The 23,998-nt window shown below is 32.6% G+C and carries 22 protein-coding genes; 10 read left to right on the top strand and 12 right to left on the bottom strand.

All coding sequences use genetic code 11. From position 1 onward, the window contains the following. Window positions 1–119: 119 nt before the first annotated feature. Window positions 120–893: a 3'-5' exonuclease gene (locus MK119_RS15360; RefSeq protein ID WP_290680377.1), complete on the bottom strand. Its 774-nt coding sequence runs from the start codon at window positions 891–893 to the stop codon at window positions 120–122. Window positions 894–983: 90 nt separating this feature from the next. Here MK119_RS15360 and MK119_RS15355 point away from each other — a divergent pair, with 90 nt between their 5' ends. The 3 genes from MK119_RS15355 (at window position 984) to MK119_RS15345 (ending at window position 2,905) form a co-directional block, all read left to right on the top strand. Continuing rightward, complete coding sequence (locus tag MK119_RS15355; protein WP_290680375.1) at window positions 984–1,640, top strand: hypothetical protein; 657 nt, start codon at window positions 984–986, stop codon at window positions 1,638–1,640. A 29-nt stretch (window positions 1,641–1,669) separates the two neighbouring features. After that, the gene (locus MK119_RS15350) at window positions 1,670–2,257 is read left to right on the top strand and encodes a Crp/Fnr family transcriptional regulator (protein WP_290680373.1); all 588 of its coding nucleotides are present in this window, start codon (window positions 1,670–1,672) and stop codon (window positions 2,255–2,257) included. Window positions 2,258–2,326: 69 nt separating this feature from the next. Beyond that, complete coding sequence (locus MK119_RS15345) at window positions 2,327–2,905, top strand: hypothetical protein (RefSeq protein WP_290680371.1); 579 nt, start codon at window positions 2,327–2,329, stop codon at window positions 2,903–2,905. Window positions 2,906–2,969: 64 nt separating this feature from the next. On the opposite strand, the gene MK119_RS15340 is transcribed toward MK119_RS15345, so the two are convergent. From MK119_RS15340 to recR, 3 genes are all read right to left on the bottom strand, one after another. Next, a complete protein-coding gene (locus tag MK119_RS15340; protein WP_290680369.1) occupies window positions 2,970–4,304 on the bottom strand; it encodes a dihydrolipoamide acetyltransferase family protein in 1,335 nt (444 codons plus the stop codon). A 117-nt stretch (window positions 4,305–4,421) separates the two neighbouring features. Beyond that, window positions 4,422–5,555, bottom strand: coding sequence for a glycosyltransferase family 2 protein (locus MK119_RS15335; protein WP_290680367.1), 1,134 nt, complete (start codon window positions 5,553–5,555; stop codon window positions 4,422–4,424). A 14-nt stretch (window positions 5,556–5,569) separates the two neighbouring features. Next, window positions 5,570–6,190 carry a recombination mediator RecR gene (gene recR, locus MK119_RS15330; protein ID WP_290680364.1) on the bottom strand — a complete coding sequence of 207 codons (621 nt, stop codon included), beginning with the start codon at window positions 6,188–6,190 and terminating at the stop codon, window positions 5,570–5,572. Window positions 6,191–6,294: 104 nt separating this feature from the next. On the opposite strand from recR, the gene MK119_RS15325 reads away from it, so the two are divergent. Then, window positions 6,295–6,636, top strand: coding sequence for a hypothetical protein (locus tag MK119_RS15325; RefSeq protein WP_290680362.1), 342 nt, complete (start codon window positions 6,295–6,297; stop codon window positions 6,634–6,636). A gap of 61 nt (window positions 6,637–6,697) precedes the next feature. Here the strand turns inward: MK119_RS15325 and MK119_RS15320 are convergent, their stop codons facing one another. Both MK119_RS15320 and MK119_RS15315 read right to left on the bottom strand, forming a co-directional pair. Further along, window positions 6,698–7,036 (bottom strand): hypothetical protein, encoded by a 339-nt coding sequence (locus tag MK119_RS15320; protein WP_290680361.1) that lies wholly within the window; start codon window positions 7,034–7,036, stop codon window positions 6,698–6,700. 78 nt (window positions 7,037–7,114) lie between these two features. Continuing rightward, complete coding sequence (locus MK119_RS15315; protein WP_290680359.1) at window positions 7,115–7,279, bottom strand: hypothetical protein; 165 nt, start codon at window positions 7,277–7,279, stop codon at window positions 7,115–7,117. A gap of 493 nt (window positions 7,280–7,772) precedes the next feature. Between MK119_RS15315 and MK119_RS15310 the strand changes: the two genes are divergently transcribed. After that, complete coding sequence (locus MK119_RS15310) at window positions 7,773–9,416, top strand: sodium:solute symporter (protein WP_290680357.1); 1,644 nt, start codon at window positions 7,773–7,775, stop codon at window positions 9,414–9,416. On the opposite strand, the gene MK119_RS15305 is transcribed toward MK119_RS15310, so the two are convergent. Then, a complete protein-coding gene (locus MK119_RS15305) occupies window positions 9,387–9,743 on the bottom strand; it encodes a CoA-binding protein (protein ID WP_290680355.1) in 357 nt (118 codons plus the stop codon). The genes MK119_RS15310 and MK119_RS15305 overlap by 30 nt on opposite strands. 206 nt (window positions 9,744–9,949) lie before the next feature. Here MK119_RS15305 and MK119_RS15300 point away from each other — a divergent pair, with 206 nt between their 5' ends. After that, complete coding sequence (locus MK119_RS15300; RefSeq protein ID WP_290680353.1) at window positions 9,950–12,418, top strand: TonB-dependent receptor; 2,469 nt, start codon at window positions 9,950–9,952, stop codon at window positions 12,416–12,418. A 393-nt stretch (window positions 12,419–12,811) separates the two neighbouring features. Here MK119_RS15300 and MK119_RS15295 read toward each other — a convergent pair whose 3' ends face one another. Then, window positions 12,812–13,828 carry a beta-ketoacyl-ACP synthase III gene (locus tag MK119_RS15295; RefSeq protein WP_290680351.1) on the bottom strand — a complete coding sequence of 339 codons (1,017 nt, stop codon included), beginning with the start codon at window positions 13,826–13,828 and terminating at the stop codon, window positions 12,812–12,814. A gap of 353 nt (window positions 13,829–14,181) precedes the next feature. Between MK119_RS15295 and MK119_RS15290 the strand changes: the two genes are divergently transcribed. The 3 genes from MK119_RS15290 (at window position 14,182) to MK119_RS15280 (ending at window position 20,445) form a co-directional block, all read left to right on the top strand. Next, on the top strand, window positions 14,182–16,617 hold the full coding sequence (locus tag MK119_RS15290) for a prolyl oligopeptidase family serine peptidase (protein WP_290680349.1): 2,436 nt from the start codon (window positions 14,182–14,184) through the stop codon (window positions 16,615–16,617). 174 nt (window positions 16,618–16,791) lie between these two features. Continuing rightward, window positions 16,792–18,669, top strand: coding sequence for a molecular chaperone HtpG (gene htpG, locus MK119_RS15285; RefSeq protein WP_290680347.1), 1,878 nt, complete (start codon window positions 16,792–16,794; stop codon window positions 18,667–18,669). Window positions 18,670–18,789: 120 nt separating this feature from the next. Then, window positions 18,790–20,445, top strand: a complete 1,656-nt coding sequence (locus MK119_RS15280; RefSeq protein WP_290680345.1) for a serine hydrolase — start codon at window positions 18,790–18,792, stop codon at window positions 20,443–20,445. A 160-nt stretch (window positions 20,446–20,605) separates the two neighbouring features. On the opposite strand, the gene MK119_RS15275 is transcribed toward MK119_RS15280, so the two are convergent. Together MK119_RS15275 and MK119_RS15270 are read right to left on the bottom strand one after the other, a co-directional pair. Beyond that, window positions 20,606–20,980 carry a hypothetical protein gene (locus MK119_RS15275; RefSeq protein WP_290680343.1) on the bottom strand — a complete coding sequence of 125 codons (375 nt, stop codon included), beginning with the start codon at window positions 20,978–20,980 and terminating at the stop codon, window positions 20,606–20,608. A gap of 269 nt (window positions 20,981–21,249) precedes the next feature. Then, window positions 21,250–21,501: a hypothetical protein gene (locus MK119_RS15270; protein WP_290680341.1), complete on the bottom strand. Its 252-nt coding sequence runs from the start codon at window positions 21,499–21,501 to the stop codon at window positions 21,250–21,252. A gap of 112 nt (window positions 21,502–21,613) precedes the next feature. On the opposite strand from MK119_RS15270, the gene MK119_RS15265 reads away from it, so the two are divergent. Beyond that, a complete protein-coding gene (locus MK119_RS15265) occupies window positions 21,614–22,501 on the top strand; it encodes an RluA family pseudouridine synthase (RefSeq protein WP_290680339.1) in 888 nt (295 codons plus the stop codon). Window positions 22,502–22,568: 67 nt separating this feature from the next. Here MK119_RS15265 and MK119_RS15260 read toward each other — a convergent pair whose 3' ends face one another. Beyond that, window positions 22,569–22,772 carry a hypothetical protein gene (locus MK119_RS15260; protein ID WP_290680337.1) on the bottom strand — a complete coding sequence of 68 codons (204 nt, stop codon included), beginning with the start codon at window positions 22,770–22,772 and terminating at the stop codon, window positions 22,569–22,571. A 529-nt stretch (window positions 22,773–23,301) separates the two neighbouring features. Beyond that, window positions 23,302–23,976 carry a M15 family metallopeptidase gene (locus tag MK119_RS15255; protein WP_290680335.1) on the bottom strand — a complete coding sequence of 225 codons (675 nt, stop codon included), beginning with the start codon at window positions 23,974–23,976 and terminating at the stop codon, window positions 23,302–23,304. Window positions 23,977–23,998 lie beyond the last annotated feature (22 nt).

Raw genomic sequence — 23,998 nt, 5'->3', positions numbered from 1 at the left:
GGTTATTTTGTTTGTTGGTTAAGAACTTTTCCCGATTTATTTTTTATACGTTAGCAAAACTGATGTAAAAAAATGTTATGAGTAGTATGGTAGCCTTTCTCAATATCATTTTTACTTTTTCAAAATTTTGTATTCAGTTTTCTTAATTTAATTGCTGTCAACACTTTTTTTGTATACAAGGGAAAGTTTGCGTTCAGAATCCAACCAAAATACCCAGGTTCTTCTTCCAACACTTTTTCTACTTTCTTTCCTTTGTGTTTTCCAAAAGAAAAAATCTCTTCATCATCTTTATCAAAAATAATAAATCCGGCAAAATCTGCTGTTTTTTTACGTGTCGTAAATTCGCTTAACTTTTTAATATCATTTTCTAATTCGTCGTAACGATCTAATTGTGATTTCAATACTTCATAGGTAGCATTTGTATCTGCTTCTGCACCATGTGCGCCTTCCAATTCTTTTCCACAATAAAATTTGTATGCCGCAGAGAGTGTACGTTTTTCCATTTTGTGAAAAATAGTTTGCACATCTACAGAAACCTTATTCTTCATGTCAAAGTCAATTTCTGCACGCAATAATTCTTCTGCCAATAATGGAATATCAAATCGATCCGAGTTATATCCTGCCAAATCACTATCCTTGATCATATTGTAAATTTCTTTCGAAATTTGTTTAAATGTCGGCTCATTGGCGACCTTTTCATCAGTGATTCCATGAATTTCGGATACATGTGCAGGAATTGGCATTTCAGGGTTTACCAACCAAGTTTTGCTCTCCTTTGTTCCGTTAGGATATACTTTTAGTATTGAGATTTCTACAATTCTATCTTTTGCAACTTCTACGCCAGTGGTTTCTAAATCGAAGAAGCAAATTGGATTTTTTAGTTTTAATTCCATTATTTTATTTAAAAGAGTAAATTTACCATTATTAGAGGGCAAATAAAATTATTTTGTGGTATAATAATTGATTTTAATGTATTATTAACAATGAATAGTAAGACTGGCATGTGGAAGTCAATTTTAACAACACTTTTTTTATGTTTTTGTTGGATTTTTTCAGCGAATGCACAAACAAAAACGATTGAAATTGTAGAAGAAAAAGGCAAAAAAAAAATTACATTTTATGCCATTAATCATACAGAGACGGATAAAGAAGTTTTTTTTAAGATTGATGGAAAAGGCTTCCGAAGAAGCAGTTATCGTCCTGTAATTAGGAAAGTTCCTGCGCAGAAAAAAGTACTCTTAACAACGTTGATTCCTCTTAAAAATGCTACTCCAGAGTATACCTATTTTCATTCTTTTGAAGATAAACTCCAAGATGTAAATGTCAATATGGTGAAAGTAAAAAACTGGGAATCACTTGAAAAATTGATGGACAAAGGAGAAACCATCATTTTCACGAAAGACGAATGTACCAAGTGTGAAAAACTTATTGGCATGCTGAAAGCAAATCGAATTCGATATAAAGCATTTGATATTTCTGAAAGTGAGCGTCACAAGCAGTTTTTCTGGAACACTATTTCAAAGATGAAACGACAAGATGTAATGATTTCTTCTATTCCTATTGCAATCGTTAAAGGTGAACTCTACGAAAGCTTGAATCTGATTTCTTTTATTGAGATGTTGAAAACTAATCAAAAATAGCTTCCAAATTTTTATCATTATAGGTCTTCATGAGTACTGAATTTCAAGATATAAAATCACACATTACAAATCTTATTCAAATGAATGAAGAGGTTTTTAACTTGGCTTTGGGTCATTTTACACTGAAACATATAAAAAAAGGTGATTACTTAGTAACTGAAGGAACTATAGCTAAGCATATTGCATATATAAGAAAAGGCCTTTTTAGAACTTTTTATTTGAAAGACGGAAACGAAGTAAATACTTGTTTTTGTATGGAAAACTCCATGACAACATCTCACGAAAGTTTTGTCAATAAAAAAGCGTCAACAGAATACATTCAGGCACTTGAAGATGCTACTATTATTTCTTTATCACATGAAAGCCTTCTAAGTTTATACGAATCGAATAGTGAATGGGTAGAACTTAGTCGATTATTAACTGAAGTAGAATGTGCTCGCTTAACTGAACGAATTAAAGCATTAAGTTTTGAAACTGCAAAGGAAAAATATCTTCACCTTCTTACCTCTCAACCTAAAGTTATACAAAGAGTATCTATACAACACATAGCGTCTTATATTGGAGTTTCAAGAGAAACCCTGAGTAGAGTCAGATCACAAATCTCACAGTTGCAATAATGTGACATATGTCAATTGATTCTATTTTTCATTCTCTGACTTTTGTGAAGAAATTAAACATCTCAGAAAATGGAAATATTATACTACTTAGCTACTTTATGCTTACTCATTTTTATGATTTTAGCAACTTACGACGGATTTTACCTTCATATATATAAGTATGAATTATATGGGAGAGAAGACAGCAAGTTTGAACACAAAATACATACTATTAGGGCATTTTTATTTCCGCTAATAGTGTGGCTTTTATTTGTTAATAATGATGCAATTAGTTTTTGGTGCGCTATTACTTTTGTATGTATTGATTCTTTAGTTTTAGCAATTGATGCGTATGCTGAAAGTGATAGTAGGAAATCTATTGGAGGATTGCCTAAATGGGAATATATACTACACATTTTTGCAAATAGCTTCCACTTTGCTTCTGAAGTATTAATAATTGCAACAAAAATACAAGTCTCTGAGTTTGGAGTACTAATACATGAAGTTAGCACTACAACTTCTGCTCAAGAATTCTTTAGAATGGTATCGGTTAATATGATTCCAGGAGCAATTGTATTAGCGTTTGTTCACCTTATATTGATGTCACCCAAAGGAATACGCATTTGGGACACAAATATCAAAAAAGTAAAACAGCTGTTTCTAAAGTAAAATATTCAAGAAAGCAAAAGAGCCTTCAAATGAAGGCTCTTTTTAATTATGTAAATCTTGTTTTTTAAAAATCTCTATTGCTATCCCAAGCTTCTAGGTAATCAGCAACTTGTTTTACAAATTGTCCTCCAAGTGCTCCATTTACAACTCTGTGATCATATGAATGTGATAAGAACATTTTGTAACGGATTCCGATGAAGTCTCCTTCAGGCGTTTCAATCACCGCAGGAACTTTACGAATTGCTCCTAAAGCTAAAATACCAACTTGTGGTTGATTGATAATAGGAGTTCCCATAATACTTCCAAAGGTTCCTACATTGGTTACAGTATAGGTTCCTCCTTGAATTTCGTCTGGCTTTAATTTGTTTGCTCTAGCTCTTCCTGCTAAATCGTTCACCGCTTTTGCCATTCCAACCAAATTCAATTGATCTGCATTTTTAATTACTGGAACAATTAAGTTTCCATCTGGTAAGGCAGCCGCCATTCCTAAGTTGATGTTTTTCTTTTTGATGATAGTATCACCATTTACAGAAATATTCATCATTGGGAAATCTTTCAATGCTTTGGCAACAGCTTCCATGAAGATTGGTGTAAATGTTAATTTTTCACCTTCACGTTTTTCAAATGATGATTTTACTTTTTTACGCCAGTTCCAAATGTTTGTTACATCTACTTCCACGAAACTTTGCACGTGAGCTGAAGTTTGTACAGAAGCTACCATATGATGCGCAATAAGTTTTCCCATACGCGTCATTTCTACGATTTCGTCGCTTCCGTTTACAGTAACTGGTGTAGCAGGTGTTGATTTTGCAACAGCTACAGGTTTTGCTGCCTCTTGCACAGCAGCTTTTGGTGCTGCCGTAGGTTGCGGCGTTGCTGTTCCTTTATTTTTGATGTATGCAAGAATATCGTTTTTGGTAACTCTACCATCTTTTCCTGTTCCTGCAATTCCGTCTAATTCTTCTACTGAAATTCCTTCTTCTTTCGCTATGTTTTTAACTAACGGTGAATAGAATTTTTCGGAAGTTGAAAAATCATTGTTTACTGTTTCTTGAGCTACAGCCACTGTTTTGGCAACTTCTTCTGCTGCGGCAGGTACTTCTGCTGCGGTTTCTGTTTTTGTTGCTGGTGCTGGCGTTGCTTCTACACTTCCTTCTCCTTCAGTTTCAATAATTGCAACTGTTTGCCCTACTTTTACAACGTCATCCACATTGTGTAAAATTTCAACTAAAACACCATCTACTTCACTAGGCAATTCAGAATCTACCTTATCTGTTGCGATTTCTAACACTGCTTCGTCGGCTTCAATGGTGTCGCCAACTTCTTTGAGCCATGATATAATTGTTGCTTCTGCAACACTTTCTCCCATTTGTGGAAGTTTTAGTTCAAATTTTGCCATATCCTTAATCTAAAGATGTTATTTTAATTTATTTTGCGAAAATACTAAATAATATCGTTTTTTATTGAATTATTTTTATTTTACTTCAACAAGTCCACTAACAATGTTTCGACTCGCTCAATAACAATGCTTTGACTCGCCTAGTAGTTGTATTTCTCCTCTATTTTTTGAGGAATCGCTACCGACTATAAAAGTACTGCTTTTTGGTAATATTTTGTAATACCCAAGCTGTTTTTCAAAGATTTGAATACTACTTTTTAAATCCACAAAATTAGTATCTAAAATGATTTCTGTATGATTTTTATCTTCTATTTGACGAAAAAAGTGATCTAAGTTTTCAACTTGCACACAATTTTTAGCAGCACAAACTTCGCTGATTTGCTTGAAACATTCTGCCGAATTACTGACAATTATATGTTTTTTGATATTTTTAGGTACTTGCTTTTCTGGTTTTGATACTAACGGAATCAATTTCGCGCCAAGCGTCACAGCAAAATCATAGACTAAATTTCTTTTGAAATGCTTTTTATAGAATAATTGCATTGCTCCATAAAAACGTTTTGCATAGGTTTTATCTTTTAATGTGCTTTCACCTTTGTAATGAATTACCGTTGTTTTTCCACAGTAATAGTTTTGAAAACCTGCTTTTTTGATTTTGTATGAAAGATCAATGTCTTCCCCATACATAAAATAATCTTCGTCAAATCCTCCAACAACAGTATACACATCTCTTTTCATCAACATAAACGCACCAACAAGAATGTCTACTTTTCCTATTTCATTTTTGTGTACCTCCGAATAGTATCCTGAATTTTTATTCCCTAAGATTTTTTTGACCGAAACCATTGGTGTTGGAATATTACGTTTGCTTTCAGGTAAAAACGTTCCACTTCCATCGATGAGTTTGCAACCTACACTTCCTAAGTTTTCTGTAGCATCTGCAAATTGCAATAGTTGCGTAAACGTATCTTCTGCGACAATTGTATCTGGATTTAAGATACAAACATATTCCCCTTTGGCTACTTTGACTGCTTGGTTGTTTGCTTTGGCAAACCCTACATTTTCTTTATTGGCAATGAGTTGAATTTCTGGAAAAGTGTTTCGCATCATATCACAACTATCGTCTGGCGAATTGTTGTCTACCACAATAATTTCCGCATCAAGGTTTGTGATTGCAGCTTGCACACTTCTGATACAAGCTTCCAAAAAGTAGCGTACATTATAATTAAGAATGATGACCGAAAGTTTCATTGAGTTGCGAAAGTTTAGGAACTTTTTAGTGAGTTTTCAAACGGAACTCGATTAATGATACTTCTTCCAAGAGTCACCTCATCTGCATATTCCAACTCGTCACCTACTGAAATTCCTCGCGCAATCGTAGATGTTTTGATCTCGTAACTTTCAATTTGTTTGTAAATATAAAAGTTTGTCGTATCTCCTTCCATCGTTGAGCTTAGTGCAAATATGATTTCTCTGACTTTTCCTTCTTTGACTTTTTCTACCAAACTCGCAATTGTCAAATTATGCGGTCCAATGCCATCTAACGGAGAAATTTTCCCTCCCAAAACATGATATAAGCCTTTGAATTGCCCTGTACTTTCAATCGCCATTACATCGCGAATGTCTTCCACCACGCAAATAATTTCTTGTTGACGATTTGGATTCGCACAAATATCACAAATTTCTGTATCGGAAATGTTATGACAGCTATTACAATGCTTGATTTCTGTACGCAAGTCTTGCAATGCATTCACTAAATGAAATGTTTGACTTTCAGGTTGTCGTAGTAAATGCAATACCAATCGCAAAGCAGTACGTTTCCCTATTCCTGGCAATTGTGATATTTCATTGACAGCGTTTTCTAAGAGTTTTGAGGAGAATTCCATTTGGCAAATTTAACTTTTTTAATTCAAAATTGAGAACTCAGAATTATGAATTACTTGATATTTTATGTCTGTATTTGATAGTATCCTCATAAAATCAATCTGAAATGAAGTTATTCTCTTTCTCAAAAGGTATTCTATTTTTTAGTCTGCTAATTCTAGTAGCTTCTACTAGCTTTGTACAGACGCAAAATACTCCAAAATTCCCTAAAAATGCTAAACTTGGAGATCGTTATGTTAGATGCATGACATTGGATGGAAAACAAGGAGACTCAGAAAAGGTAATTAAGGAACCCTCCAAAAAGGATATTTTAAAAATTCAGGAAAGATTACAGTTTTCAAAATATGAAGTTATAGCCACTGTAAAATATGATATACAAACTCAAAAGCATTTGAATTGTTTGATAAAAGAAATGGCATTAAAAACCTTGCCATGGAAGAAATATTGACTGAGGAAATGAAATCACGATTATTCAAAGCCAACAGAAAAGAGCGAAAAGCAAAAAAGTCTTAGAAGTTGTTTATTAGTTCTTTCAATTTACTTGCTACAAAAGCATGTCCTTTTGCATTCATGTGATCGTCTAATACATGGTATTTTTCTTTGGTCAAACCTGAAGATACATCTAACGGAATAACAAATGCTGCCAGTTCTTTCCATTCTTCATTTTGCAACGTTTTGTAAGATTTTTTTTTAAAATGATTCGTTGTTTTTCGACCGTTTATGTTGACTACTATTATCTTTATTTTGTCATTTAGAATTTTTGCCTGCTTAATAACATTCAGAAAAACGGTAACTTCATCTTTTGGCGATTCTTTTATTTCTGATTCTGAATTAGCACTAAGGATCAACTTTGGAAACTTTAGTACATGTTTAAAGATGTAATAGTTTCCTCTTTCTCTATGATCTTCGCTTACCTCATCATATACTTATTTTGAAGAAATTTTTAATGTGTTTGCATTTTGATGGTACAATTGGTTTTCTTCATAATCATTATCACAATATTGTACAATTATGTATTGTAAGCTAGTATTTACTTGTTGTAATAGTTTAAATTCTCTTGCAGTTCCATACGTTGATATTGGAGTATTCAATACCTTTTTGCATGTACTTTTTTCCAGTAACTCAACGAATGCTTCCTCTTGTTTAACTCCCCATCCCATAGCATGAGAATCTCCTAAGACTACTATTTATGGATTATTCAAAGAAGCTTCATCATCTCTTACTCCTAAAGAATTTACTTTAAAAGTTACATCAAATTCTCTATTTTAAAATTGGAATGTACCAGGCTTTAGTTTGTAGAATAATGCTTAATCATACTTAGCCATTTCAGATTCATACTGAATTATTTGCCTTCCATTTTTCATATAGTGGTTTTGAGAGGCAATTTTCATTCGATCACCTAAACTTTCGGGGGGTGATAATTTGTATCCAAAATAAAATTCCAATGTTGCAAAAATTAGCAACACTACAATAACATTATACACTATGACTGTATACTTCTTCTTAATTAATAGTTTAAATATTTCACGAATGTACATTTTATAATTAGGAAGTTTGTATTTTGCAATACAGAAAACATACGTAATGCAACCGATTCACATTTTACTTCTAATTGCCGGATATTTTGGCGTTTTTATTTTAATCTCTTTTCTTACAGGAAAAGACGACAGTAACGAAACTTTTTTTAGAGCATCTCGAAAATCACCTTGGTATGTCGTAGCTTTTGGTATGATTGGCGCTTCTCTTTCGGGAGTTACCTTTATTTCTGTACCAGGTTGGGTAAACGATTCTGACTTTAGTTACATGCAAGTCGTGTTTGGTTATTTGGTCGGTTATTTTATTATTGCTTATGTGTTAATGCCTATTTATTATCGCTTGAATGTCACCTCTATTTATCAGTATTTAGAGGATCGTTTTGGAGTTATAAGTTATAAAACGGGCGCTTTTTTCTTTTTGATTTCTAGAATCTTAGGAGCATCATTCCGATTGTATTTAGTTGCTATTGTATTGCAACGTTATGTGTTTGACGCCTACGAAATTGATTTTTCGGTTACGGTAACTCTATCCATTGTTTTGATTTGGTTGTATACGTTTCGTGGCGGAATTAAAACGATTGTTTGGACAGATACTTTACAAACACTGTTTATGTTGATTGCAGTTGGTGTAGCAATTTATTTGATTTTGGCTGATTTGGATTTGAGTTTTGGAGAATTTTTAAGCTCCGATGCCTTGCAGCAATACAATCAAATTTGGTTTACTGATGATCCTATAGCAAAGAATTATTTTATTAAATCATTCCTTGGCGGATTGTTCATTGCCGTATGTATGACTGGGCTCGATCAAGATATGATGCAAAAAAATCTGACTTGTAAAACATTAGGTGATGCACAAAAAAACATGGTAAGTTTTAGTGTGGTTTTAATTGTTGTAAACTTTGTATTCTTGTTATTAGGAGCATTGGTATATATGTATGCAGCTAAACATAGTATTGATACCCCACTGATGGATGGAAAAGTAAAAACAGATTTATTATTTCCTGAAATTGCTATTAATGGTGGACTGGGACTTTCGTTGGCTATCGTCTTTTTATTAGGATTGATTGCCGCTGCGTATTCAAGTGCAGATTCTGCATTGACTTCATTAACGACTTCGTTTTCTGTAGACTTTTTAGATATTGAAAAAGAAAAAGGAACAAAAAATAAGTTTAGTCAAAAAATTATTGCTTTCACAAAGCCTATTGTTACGGCTATTCCAACTATCATTAACGCTAAAAGGAAAGACACTCATATTAAACTTGAAAAAGAAGTTTCTATAAATGAACAAAAACTCATACGTCAGGTTGTACATATATTAATGTCTATTGTATTAATTATCGTTGTAATTATTTTTAATAGTCTCAGTGATAAAAGTGTTATTGACAACTTATTGATCATTGCTGGCTACACGTATGGACCGCTTTTAGGACTATTTGCTTTTGGAATTTTCACCAAATATAATGTAAAAGACAAATATGTATGGTTAGTAGCATTACTTTCCATTTCATTGACGTATTTCTTGGCCAACTATTTTGGAACATTCTACACATATTTTACGGAAGATGTTACCAACCTAGCGGAAGCTACGATACTATCTAAAAAAACCTTTTATCAGTTTGGATACGAACTATTACCAATTAATGGATTATTGACTTTCATTGGTTTAGTAATTATTAGACGCCAACATGACTAAAGTGCATGCCACTTCGCATTTGATATCTTTTTCTTTTAACGTAGCACAAAATTCTGAATTTTCCGTACCAGGATTAAAAATTACACGTTCTGGTTGTAACGAAAGTATATACTCGTAATAATCAGGTTGTACAGAAGGATTCAAATACAAGGTAACTGTATGAATATCTCCATATTGCACTAATTCTGTATCGATGTTTACGCCGTTAATTTCTCCTTCTTTGAGTCCAAAGGCTACGACTTCGTGGTTATAGTTTACAAGTCTGTCTACAGCTTTATGCGAAAAGCGGTGCGACTTCATAGAAGCGCCTAACACAAGTGTTTTCAATAGGTTAAGTATTTAGTTTACGATTTAGGTATTGCTCACTGGTATTGAGACTACAAATTTAGTAATTTTTAGTGTGCAACAATTTTATCTGTTAAAATATGTTAAAATATGTTATGACCCGTAACATAATAGTAATTCCTTCGTCAATTATGCATGATTCTAGAAATCTAGAACATCATCAAAAAAATAAAAAACGAACTAATTAGATGAAAAAACTATTCTCACTATGCATGCTAATGCTATGCGTTACTTTGCATGCTCAAAACCCAGCCCCCAAAATCGGAACTGTTCAAGGAAAAGTAATAGATGCTGCTACAAAAGAAGCTATCCCTTATGCAACGATTGTCATTAAATCAAAAGCAGACAGCAAAGTAATTACTGGTGCTATTTCTGATGACAACGGAAATTTTAAAATTCAAAAAGTCTCTGTTGGAGCAATTGTAATAGACGTTCAATTTATAGGTTACGAAACTATTTCAAAAGAAGCGACAATTTCTAGAGACAATAGAGTTATTAATTTAGGTACGGTTTCTATTGCAGAAAGCGCTACTGCTCTTAATGAAGTTGAAGTTGTTGCTGAACGAACTACGATTGAACAGAAAGTTGATAGAAAAGTAATTACTGTTGGAAAAGATTTGGTTACTAGTGGACCAACGGCTTCTGATATTATGAACAACTTACCTTCTGTAAATGTAGATCAGCAAACTGGAGCTATTAGTTTACGTGGAAATCAGAACGTACGTGTTATGGTTGACGGAAAGCTTTCAAACATTCCTACAGCACAATTATTAAAGCAATTACCTTCTAATTCTATCAAAAAGATTGAATTAATCACAAACCCTTCTGCCAAATACAATCCAGAAGGAATGAGTGGAATTATCAATATTGTATTGCGTAAGAATGTAAATATTGGATTCAACGGAAATATAAACCTTGGATTGACACGTGAGCGTGAAGCAAAGTTTAATAGTTCTCTTGATATGAACTATCGTAACGGGAAATTCAATGTTTTTGGAAATTATTCTAATAACATTTCTAAAAATGCTAATAATGGAAATATTTTCAGAAGTGATGAAAACTCAGAACAATTATTTAGCTTTTTAGACAATCGTAAAACACACTTGGTTAAAGTTGGTCTTGATGTATATTTGAATGAAAAAAACACCGTTTCTTTCTTTACGAATCAAAATATCACGGATAGTAGAACAGACGGTATTACTGATGTATTTTTCTATGACAATCCTGCATTTAATAACTTTCAAGATTTCACAGCAAAAAATGACAACTTAGCATCTCAATACAATTTCAACTATAAGTATGACATCGATGATGAAGGCCACAATATTGAATTAGAAGTAGACTACAATGTATACGATGCAGATGATAATATTGACTTCCAATTTCAAGGAGCTGGTACATTCCCTAATTATATTGATGAAACAGAAACAGATAGAGATCGTACTACCATTAACTTAGATTATGTACGTCCATTGAAAAACAAAGCGAAGTTAGAACTTGGTGCTGAAGCACGTTTGTTCAACTCAGGTATTGATTACCAATCGTCAGGGTTTACATTTAATGAATTAGGAAACTTACGAAGAACACCAAGTACTGATTTTGACTACAGCAGAGATATTTACTCTTTGTATGCAACGTATGGAAGACAATTTGAAAAGTGGTCATACCAAGTTGGTTTAAGAGCAGAAACGGTTCAAGTAGACGCTAATGCTTTTTCTCAAGAAATTGAAACAACAGATACTGATAATATCATTTTTCAAAATGATTATACACAGGTATATCCATCAGCGTTTTTAACGTATTCTCCATCTGATAAAAATTCGTACCAATTGAGCTATAGCCGTCGTATAGATCGTCCTGGAATTGATCAAGTAAACCCAATTAGAGAATGGAGCACACCTTTGATCTCTTCTTTTGGAAATATCAACTTAGAACCACAGTTTACAAACTCTATGGAAGTAAACTATACTAGAAGATTAGGAAATAAAGGAACAATTACTGGAGGTGTATTTTATAGAATTATTGAAAACGAAATCAACAGAGCTGTTTTTGTAGATCGTACAGACATCAACCGTTTGATTTTAACGCATGATAACTTTGATAACACTTCTGCATATGGGGTTGAAATCTCAAGTAACTTCCGTCCAACAAGCTGGTGGAGTTTTAACACAAGCTTTGATTTCTTTGCGCAAACACAAAAAGGAATTACAGAATCATTAAATGCACCAACAGATGTAGCTACAATTGATAATATTGTACGTCAAACTGTTCAAGTAGACAATGAAGCTTGGAACTTTAGAATGTTCAACAACTTTAAAGTTACTAAAAAATTAAACTTATCTGCATTTGGTTTCTACAGAGGAAGTGTTCAAGGAATTCAATTTAAAATGGAACCAATGTACTTCGTTAATATTGGTGCTCGTTATGCATTCGCTCAAGGAAACGGTACATTAAGTGTAAATTACAATGACATCTTTAACACTCAGGAATTTGGTTTTGATGGTGAAAGACCATTCCGCCAAACTGGAGGATTTAGATGGGAAAGTAACACTGTAAACGTAAGTCTTTCATACCGTTTTGGAGGTGGAAAATACAGAGCTAAATCTCGAAAGAGACGTGATAATGATGAAAAATCTGGAAGTGGCGGATTCCTATAAGAGACTACATTTAATTTACGACATACAACAAATTAATAGCTTCAATTATTATTGATGGTTAGTGTTAATTGAATGTTATTAATAGACGAAAACCTTAGTTGTGCACAGCTGAGGTTTTCTATTTTTAGACGACCTAACACACTCTTAGTCCGCAAAGTAGCACATTTTGACAAAAAAATTGTTAAAATTCAGCCTAAGAGTAATTAAATTTGAAAAAAAACGACCAATTTTGCACAATAAGTAAAGTATACCGTATTGTTATTAGGTTAATTATTCGAATTTAGCACTCTAAAAACACCCATTAATATTACACAACGTATACTAGATATTCTATCTAAGAAAAATCCCAAGCGCGCTAGCACTTGGGATTTTATTTTTTATCTTCTATGTATCTTACCATTTAATAATGACACTTCCCCAAGTGAAACCACTTCCGAAAGCTGCCAATACTACCGTATCTCCTTCTTTTATTTTTCCTTCTTCCCATGCTTCTGTCAATGCAATAGGAATAGATGCTGCTGTTGTATTTCCGTAGTGCATAATATTGTTATACACTTGATCGTCGCCCAAACCAAATTTCTTTTGGATGAATTGTGCAATACGCAAGTTGGCTTGGTGCGGAATCAACATGTCAATGTCTTCTTTTTTCAATCCGTTTTGTAGCAAGCCTTCCATGATAACTTCACTAAAACGAACTACTGCATTTTTGAATACAAATTGTCCATTCATATAAGGAAAATACGATGTATCTTCTTCACCATTCCCAAAATCCTTAATGATATCATTCACCCAACGTTTCCCCATTCCTGGAGCAATCAATGCCAATTCTTCTGCATGTTCTCCTTGTGAATGTAAATGTGTTGATAAAATTCCTCGGCTATTATCTTCACTTCTTGTCAAAATTGCAGCTCCTGCTCCATCTCCAAAAATGACAGAAACACCTCTTCCTCGTGTTGTCATATCCAAACCATGTGAATGTAACTCAGAACCAATTACTAGAATATTTTTATACATTCCGGTTTTAATAAATTGGTCTGCAACTGAAATTGCATATACAAATCCTGAACATTGGTTACGTACATCAAGTGCTCCGACAGTTTTAATGTCTAATTCTTTTTGTACCATAACGCCTGGTCCTGGAAAATAATAATCTGGGCTTAAGGTGGCAAAAATGATAAAATCAATATCGTCTTTATCAATACCTGCACGTTCAATAGCAATCTTAGCGGCTTTAATTCCCATGCCCGAAGTTGTATCTTCTGAACCTTTTACGGCAAATCTTCTTTCTTTAATTCCTGTACGTTCCTGTATCCATGCATCATTCGTATCCATTACTTTGGATAAATCTTCGTTGGTAACCACATTATCTGGAACATAATGTCCTAATCCTATAATTCTAGATGTATACATAAATTATCGACTTTTTATTTTTTAGAGTGAAAACGTCTTGTAAAATTACGAATTCTTAAAAGTTCAAGCTACAAAATTAAGCATTAATAATTACATCTTTACTTTATAATTAAAATCTTGAGTAACAAAAAAACACATCTATGAAACATAAATGTGCTTTAAAACAACCTAACCAATAAATAAACAATTGATTAAGGAATTATTCTTTTTCTCTAACAATCTCTATCCTCAATCACTAAAAAGTAAATCGAGAATATTTTTGAATCCTTACAATAAAACTTAGTTTTTTTTAAATATTTCGATTTTTTTTAGATAGCTTTATGCCTCATCAACGATAAATACAGGGAAAAACCATGAAAAACACTTTTTTACGAATATTATTTTTTCTTCCTTTTTTAGGAATATATGCTCAAGAAAATATTGGGTATCAAGAACCTCCACAGGAAATATTGGAACTTGCAAATGCAGAACCAGCTCCAAGAGTTCGAATGGATAACAAAGGAGAAAAGTTTTATTTTGCTTACAGAAGCAACTATAAAAGCATTGCTGAACTTTCTGAAAAAGAATTACGACTTGGCGGCTTACGTATAAATCCAAAAACTAATATCGGAAGTCGACAAACATATTATAACAAATTAAAGATTAGAATTGGCAGAAACAATGAAGAAGAAACTGTAGCTGGATTGCCAACTAAAGGTCTTTTTTCAAACTTTGGATGGTCTCCTGATGAAAAAAAATTAGCGCTTACTAATACTGTAGAAACGGGTGTTGAATTGTGGGTAATAAACTTTGAAACCAAAACAGCAAAAAAATTGACCGATGCCAACTTAAATGCAAATATTCCAGGACCTTATATCTGGTTGAATGATAGCAACGGTTTGCTTGTAAAAAAAGTTCCTAAAAATAGAAAAGATCTTATAAATACAGTAAATTCAGTGCCTACAGGACCGACAATTTCAGTAAGTCAACAAGGCGTAAAAGCACAAAACAGAACGTATCAAGATTTATTGAAAAATAAAAATGACGAATTTAACTTTGAACAATTAGCAACTTCTGAATTGCACAAAGTTAATTTGGACGGAACAAACACACTTTGGCAAGAAAAAAACATGTATAGAAGCATGTCTTTATCACCAAATGGAAAATATATTATGCTAACTACTATTGAAAAACCTTTTTCATATTTAGTTACCTATTCTCAATTCCCATTCACTACAATCATTTATGATATGAATGGAAATAAAATATACGACGCATTAAAAGTTCCACTTATTGAAGATTTACCAAAAGGATTCATGGCAACCAGAACTGGACGTAGAAATATTGCTTGGCGTTCAGATCAACCTGCAACTATTTATTGGGCAGAAGCTTTAGATGATGGTGACCCTGCTAAAAAAGTTTCTCATAGAGATGAAGTTTTTCAACTAAAAGCACCATTTACAGGTACGCCGACATCTCTGTTAAAAACAGTTGGCCGTATGTATGGTATTACATGGGGAAATAGTGCTACAGCAGTAGCATACGATTATTGGTGGAACACACGAAATACAAAAACCTATCTTTTCAATCCTTCAAAAAATAAAATCGCACCAAAAATAATTTCAGACAGAAGTTATCAAGATCGCTATAGTGATCCTGGATCTTTTATTACTTCTAAAAATGAATTTGGTCGCAATGTATTAAGTATGGAAAAAAATAATTTATACTTAATTGGAGATGGTTACAGTAAAGATGGTAGAAAACCTTTTGTGGATAAATTCAACACAAAAAACTTAAAAAAGAAGCGTATTTATGAGTCTGATTATACAGGAAAAACATTAAATATAATGAGTGCTGTAGATTTAAAGAAAGGCACTTTCTTAATCATGTTAGAATCACAAAATGAATATCCTAACTATTATATTCAGAACTTAAAAAAGAACAAACCAGCTATTGCTTTGACCAATTTCAAAAATCCGTACGAAAGTATCAAAAACGTCACAAAAGAAGTGATTACGTATAAGCGAGAAGACGGTTTGGATCTTTCAGGTACTTTATACCTTCCAACTAATTATGAAGAAGGAAAAAAATATCCAATGATTCTTTGGGCATACCCAAGAGAATACAAGGACAAAAAAAGTGCAGCTCAGGTTACAGTAAATGCGGACGAATTTACGTATGTATATTATGGTTCTCCAATTTATTGGGTAACCAGAGGTTATGTTGTGTTAGATGATGCATCTTTCCCTATTGTTGGTGAAGGAGACGAAGAACCAAACGATACATTCATAAAACAATTGGTTGCTAACGGAAAAGCAGCAATTGATGCAGTTGACAAATTAGGTTATATTGACAGAAGTAGAGTTGCCGTAGGTGGACATTCGTACGGAGCATTTATGACAGCTAACTTATTAACGCATTCTGATTTATTTGCCGCTGGAATTGCAAGAAGTGGCGCCTACAATAGAACCTTAACTCCTTATGGATTTCAAAGTGAAGAACGTAGTTATTGGGAAGCTCCTGAAGTGTATTACAACATGTCTCCTTTTATGCACGCAGATAAAATGAAAACACCTTTATTACTAATTCATGGTGAAGCAGACAATAATTCAGGGACGTATCCACTGCAAAGTGAGCGCTACTTTAATGCTTTAAAAGGTATGGGTGCACCAGTACGCTTGGTAATGCTACCGAAAGAAAGTCACGGATACCGATCAAGAGAATCCATCATGCACTTATTGTGGGAACAAGATCGTTTGTTAGAAATGCATGTAAAGAAGAATGATGAAAGCAAAGCAAAACGTAAATAGTCATCCAAAAATATATTTATTTCAAGAAACTCCACCGAAAAGTGGAGTTTTCTTTTTTGCACAATTTGACAGAAATTATGTCATCTTGTCACTTGAGCAAAAATGGTATTTTTTTTGAAAAGTCAGTAATCGTAAAAAAACTAATAAATAATAACAAACTAATACGATATAAAAATGGCAACAGGAAATATTAATGTATCTGTAGAAAATATTTTCCCTTTAATAAAGAAGTTCCTTTACAGTGATCATGAAATCTTTTTAAGAGAACTTATTTCTAATGCAACTGATGCAACCTTAAAATTAAAACACTTAACTAATATTGGAGAAGTAAGTGTAGAGTATGGAAATCCAGTTATTGAAGTTAAGGTAGATAAAGAAGGTAAAAAACTGCATATTATCGATCAGGGAATCGGAATGTCTGCAGATGAAATTCAAAAGTATATCAATGAAGTCGCTTTTTCTGGAGCAGAAGAGTTTTTAGAAAAATATAAAGATTCTGCAAAAGATTCAGGAATCATTGGACACTTCGGACTTGGTTTTTACTCAGCATTTATGGTTGCTGAAAAAGTAGAAATCATTTCTAAAAGTCATGGTGAAGCCAAAGCTGCACATTGGACATGTGATGGATCGCCACAGTTTACCTTAGAAGAACACGATAAAACGGAAAGAGGAACCGAAATTATTTTACACATCGCAGAAGATTCTATAGAATTCTTAGAAGATTCAAGAATTAGCGAATTGTTAGTGAAGTACAATAAGTTCATGCCAATTCCAATCAAATTTGGAACTAAAGAAGAAACTTTACCACTTCCAGAAGATGCAGAAGAAGGTGCTGAAGCAGAAAAAGCAACGGTTGATAATATCATCAATAATCCAAATCCAGCTTGGACAAAACAACCTTCTGAACTAGAAGAAGACGATTATAAAAATTTCTACCGTGAGTTGTATCCTGCGCAATTTGAAGAGCCATTATTCAACATTCACTTAAATGTAGATTATCCGTTTAACTTAACAGGAATTTTATATTTCCCGAAGCTTGGAAACGATATGAATATGCAAAAAGATCGTATTCAATTGTACCAAAACCAAGTATTTGTCACAGATAATGTAGAAGGAATTGTGCCTGAGTTTTTGACAATGCTGAAAGGTGTTATTGACTCTCCAGATATTCCATTAAACGTATCACGTTCGTACTTACAAGCAGATGGAAATGTAAAGAAAATTTCTTCATACATAACACGTAAAGTAGCAGATAAGTTAAACTCATTATTCAAAAATAGTAGAGAAGATTTTGAAGCAAAATGGGATGATATTAAGATTGTAATTGAGTACGGAATGCTTTCAGAAGAGAAATTCTTTGAAAAAGCTGACAAATTCGCATTGTATCCAACTGTAGACGGAACATATTATACTTACGAAGAACTACACGAAAAAATTAAAGATGTACAAACAGACAAAGATGATAAAACAATCATTTTGTATGCATCTAACAAAGATCAACAACACAGTTATATTCAAGCAGCTAAAGACAAAGGATATGAAGTGTTGTTATTAGATTCTCCAATTGTTTCACACTTAATCCAGAAATTAGAAACGTCAAAAGAAAAAATTTCATTTGCACGTGTAGATGCTGATCAAATTGACAACTTAATTAAAAAAGACGAAGAGCAAATTTCTAAACTTTCTGACGAGGAAAAAGAGAGCTTAAAAACTACATTAACAGAAGTTGTGCCTTCTGATAAATATACTGTTCAATTAGAAGCTATGGATTCTAACGCGTCTCCATTTATGATTACACAACCAGAGTTTATGCGTCGTATGAAAGAAATGCAGCAAACTGGCGGCGGTATGTTTGGACATTTCCCAGAGATGTATAATTTAGTTGTGAATACAAACCACGAATTGATTGGGCAAATTCTAAACACAAAAACTAGAAAGAAACAAGAACGTTTAATCAAACAATCATTGGATTTAGCACGCTTGTCTCAAAATTTATTAACGGGAGAAGAATTGACACAATTCATCAAACGTAGCTACGAAATGATTAAATAAGTTATATTAAATCAGTATCCTAGAGCCTCTTCCATTGAAGAGGCTTTTTTTGTAACCATTTTTGGATTTGATCGTCATACAATTATTCAATCAATCAAAAAATAATTAAATACACTACAAATGAAAAAAATATGTATTCTTAAAGTATTCTTTTTAGTTTTTTTAATGGCGATTCCGTCCATGCATTATGCTCAAAATATAACTACAGAAATTGATCAATTAATGAATGATCAATACAAAGCAGATGGTTCTGGTGCAACTATTTTAATTGCAAAAGATGACAAAATTATATTTCGAAAAGCCTATGGAAAAGCTAATATGGAACTTGACATAGATATGATTCCTGAAAACGTATTTGAAATAGGCTCAATTACAAAACAGTTTACTGCAGTTGGAATTTTAATGTTATTAGAAGAAGGAAAGCTTTCGCTGGATGATGAAATAACGAAATATTTACCTGAGTATCCAACTCAAGATGCCAAAATTAAGATCCATCACTTATTGACGCATACGTCTGGAATCAAAAGTTATACTTCTATTCCATCCTTGAGCGATTTTTCTAGTAAAGATTTTTCTGTAGAAGAATTGATAAATACGTTTAAAAATGAGCCAATGGATTTTAAACCAAATGAAAAGTTTCGCTATAACAATTCAGGATATGTTTTACTGGGATCAATTATTGAAAATATCACCGGAAAATCATATGAAGAATTTATACAAAAGAGAATTTTTGACAAATTAGGCATGAATACTTCTTACTATGGTAGCAAATCCAAATTGATTAAAAACAGAGCCTATGGATACCAAAAACGAGATGATGCCTATGTCAATGGAAAATATATTAGTATGCATATTCCGTATGCAGCTGGTTCATTAATGTCTACAGTAGATGATTTATATACATGGAATAAAGCCATTCGCAATCACAAATTAATTTCAAAAGAAAGTACTGAAAAAGCATTTACAAATTACAAAATAGATAATGGAAATGCAATCAATTATGGATATGGTTGGTTTACAAACAGGATCAAAGATGTGTCAGTAATTGAGCATGGTGGACGAATTTTTGGATATACATCACAAGGAATCTATGTCCCAAGCGAAAATGTATATGTCATCATTTTAACTAATTGCGATTGTAATTCACCAAAAAATATTGCTTACAGAATCGCTGCAATTGCTGTTGGTCAATCGTATCCGAAAAGATCTGATGCTATCAAAGTTAGCAAAGATAAACTAACGCAATTTGTTGGCGCTTATAAGTTTGAAGATGGCGTTATTCGATTCATCACATTGGAAGGAAATCAACTTTATAGTCAACGTAATGACAGTAATACTAAAGTTAAAATTTATCCTCTTTCTGAAAATCGTTTTTTCTATGACGATAGTTTTGCTGAAATAATATTTTTTGATGATGCAAAAAAGCAAGCTGTTTTTAAAAATAATATGGTTGAAGTAAAAGGTGCTTGGAGTGATGAAAAAAAACCAACAGCTAAAAAAGAAGTTCAACTTTCTGCTGAAGTTCTTAAAAAATATGCAGGCACATATGAATTAGCGCCTAATTTTAACATCGAAATTATTGTAGAAGGTAATAAGATTTATGGCCAACCTACAAATCAATCAAGAGCAGAATTGTTTGCTGAATCTGAAGATCATTTCTTTTTAAAAGTAGTAGTCGCCTCGGTTACATTTCAAATTGATGAAAACACCAAATTGCCTATTAGCTTGACTTTAGAGCAAGGTGGTAGAAAAACTGTTGGAAAAAAGATTAAATAATAAACACGTATCAAATACGTACATTACTCAAAAGAGTATCAAGTAAAAACACGAATCCAATATACTAGATTCGTGTTTTTTTATGAAAACTCATGTGAAATTCTTTAACCCGATAAAAACTTATATGAGTTCAATAAGGAAAAAAGGAGAATGCAATTTTTTAATTTGTCAAGGCATCCGAAGTTACTGTCTTTGTACAATCTGCACTCCATGTACATTTGGTACATTTTTTCTCATCCTTATGTGGTATGCATCCATCACTTGTATAACAACTTTTTGAAGTACATGAAATACCTGCATATTTTAAATCTACACCATTCTCAACTTTTAGTGATGTAGTCGTAATTTCGTCGCCATGATAAGAGGATAAATAGTGTGTATCATCTATCTTTTTTAGTTTTACAGAATCAATAGTAATTTGTGCATTTTTAGCAATAGAGACATTAGTTTGCACTATTTTTACGATAGCATCTTGTTCTGATTTACTTAGCGTCATTTCTTCAATTGTGAAATCATCTGAAGAACAAGCCGTCATGAATAAAGTGAGTATGCATGACAGACCAATATATTAGTTGATTTTTTTCATGATGTATTATTGATTTGAATCAAATGTACAAACACGTAAACGCAAAAAATTATGGAAATCCTCAAGGAAATCATTTCTTGTAAGATTTACACTATTTAAAAAGAAGGCGGTTAGCTTGTTATTAAAATAAAACAATTAGAATTATAAAATTTAGTGCCTAAAATAGTAACCTCTTTCATAAGAAGTTGTTACACTTTTTGAAGTCCGTTTACGAAAAATTAATTTTTTCGTCGTGTTCTAGGTGTAGAAGTATACTCAGTATATTTAATTCTTGTACTAGTAATATTATCTACTCTAACAACATTCGTAGAATCTTTCACCACACGAATACTTGTTGCTACTGGTGCAGCATTGCCTTGCGATTCAGATTGTCTTGGCGTAGCTTCTTCTATTACATCATCTGAGGTACAAGCTGTTACAGATATAATCAGCACACAAATAAAAGGTAATAAATACTTTTTTAGTTCCATGTTTGTTATTTATAAGCAATAAATATAATACATATTTTACAAAAATTTATATCTAGCATTAAATAAAGAAGTTATACTGATAAGCAATGCTTACTTTTGTAAAAATTTTTCTTTGAAACTTCTCGAAACACATATCGTCCCTAAACTCAATACTACTGTACGTATTCAGGAATATGATGTTTCTAGTTTTAATTGCGATATGACAAAAAGTTCACTTAAAAAGAGTATCAAAAAAAATTTGGTAACCATTAATGAAAAAACTGCAACTACTGCAATGTATGTTTCAGAAAGCGATATTATTAAAATTTACGCCGAAGAAACAAGTCTCAAAAAAGTGTTTAAACTTTCTATTCCTGTTATTTTTGAAGATAACGATATTGCAATCATAAATAAACCAGCTGGATTTCCTACTAACGGAAACTATTTTAAAACTATAGAAAATGCTTTGCCCCATAATCTTAAAGCATCAAAAACAATAGATGCTCTTCATTATCCAAAACCTCTACATCGTTTAGACAATCCTACTAGTGGACTTCTTATTATAGCCAAAACCAAGAGTGCTCAAAGAAATTTATACCACCAATTTGAACAACAAAAAATTGCAAAAACATACCAAGCAATTGTCATTGGAAAAACAAACAATGAAGGCGAAATTACCTCAGCAGTAGCCAACAAAGAAGCATGTACGAGTTACAAAACGCTACAAGCGGTTCCTTCCCTACAAAACGAGTATTTATCACTTGTACAATTGTTTCCAACTACAGGAAGAACACATCAATTACGAGTTCATTTAGCGAGTATTGGTCACCCAATTATAGGTGATCAATTGTACGGAAAAAAGGAAGAGAATTATAAAAAAGGATTGTTTTTGTGCGCGACTTCCATTCAATTTATACATCCAAAAACGAAAGAAAGCCTATCCTTTTCTATCAATCCACCAAATAAATACAAAAGTTTACTTGCTCGTGAAGAGAAACGGTTTTTGAAATTTAAAGGATAAACTTTTTAGACTTGTTAGACATGCAAAAGAAATAAATTGGAGTTTATTTTCTTTTGATCTCTAGTATTTATGATGAAATATACTGCGTTATTTTATTATGAATTTTATCTGCGCTTTTTACCCTATTGATCCTAGTTTCTCGCATCATTTCATGTATTCTATTTTGCAAGTCAATCTGATGTTGTACTGTTGGATCAACAGGTTCTTGTTCTTCTCCTCCTAGAATTCTCGTTGCATTTTTAATTTCAAATCTTTTTAGCTTTTGAATCATCGTTTTAAGTTTTTTTTATCTAATAATCAATAAGATACAAAATTTAACACAAGACATAAAAAAAGCGAACTTTCAAAAGTTCGCTTCCTAAATACGTTATGTATGCTCCTAAAATATTATTAACAGCATACGATTTTACAATTTTCAAAAATTAGTTCCAAAGCATAGTTTTACTCGTCGTTGCTGTACAATTTGTTTGACAACCTGTTTGTTGGTTGTTACTTTGAGTACCTCTACCCAGAATAGTAGTAGCATCAAACTTAGAAATGGTTTCCTTTACTAGTTTTAGATTTGCTAATTGTTTTTGATTTCATCTTGTGAATTTTAATTGTTAATGCTTAAATCTATAAAAACTTGTTTGTAGTTGACTATTGGAATACCGTACTTTAGAGTAAAATAATATATTTCGTTGCTCCTGCTCCTCCAGTAATTGTTTCTGCGTTTGTAATCTCGAATTCTTCAAGCTTGTCTTACATAATTTTCGTTTTTTAACTGAACAATAGTGTAGATCAAATTACAAAAAATTCTATTACCATATTGGAAAATCAAAGTATTGATTTTTGTATGGTTCACCTCGAAGTGTAAAGTGCCACCATTCTTGTGGATAGTTTCTAAAACCATTTTGCAACATTGCTTGCTGTAATAGTTTTCTATTGTGTAGTTGTTCTTTTGTCAGATCCTGATAGGCTACCCAAGATATTTTTCCAAAGAAATCGTAGGTACTTCCCATATCTAATTCCTTTTTAGTCTCTAAATCGATCAAAGTAATATCAACCGTGCTTCCACTACTATGACGCGACTTTGTAGCAATATATTCCAATCGAAATAAATCTTTTTTAGCCACATTTGGATAATATTCTTGCTTCATCAAAGTATCGCTTAAGTCTCTTGCCCAACGGCGAAAATGATCTACGGCACGCTGCGGTCGGTAAGCATCAAAAACCTTAATTCCTAAGTTTTTCTTTTTGAGTTCAGTCTGTACTTTTTGCAAAGCCAAGGTTGCTGGCAATGATAATATACACTTATCTGCTTCATAACCGTCAATATGTGTTCCGACAAAATTATCAGAACAGAAATAACGCAATTCTAATGTAATATTAGGAATATAATCGGTTACATACACAAAACCTTCTGGTAATTGTGATAACGAACGTATTGCTAATGCACTTACAAGAATTAATAGTATATTTAATGACTTTAACATAATAAGACTTCAACCGATTACT

The sequence above is a fragment of the Kordia sp. genome (assembly GCF_022447245.1).
Lineage (GTDB): Bacteria > Bacteroidota > Bacteroidia > Flavobacteriales > Flavobacteriaceae > Kordia.
Note: the sequence above shows the minus strand (reverse complement) of the source record. Positions and strands in the feature narration are given on the sequence as shown.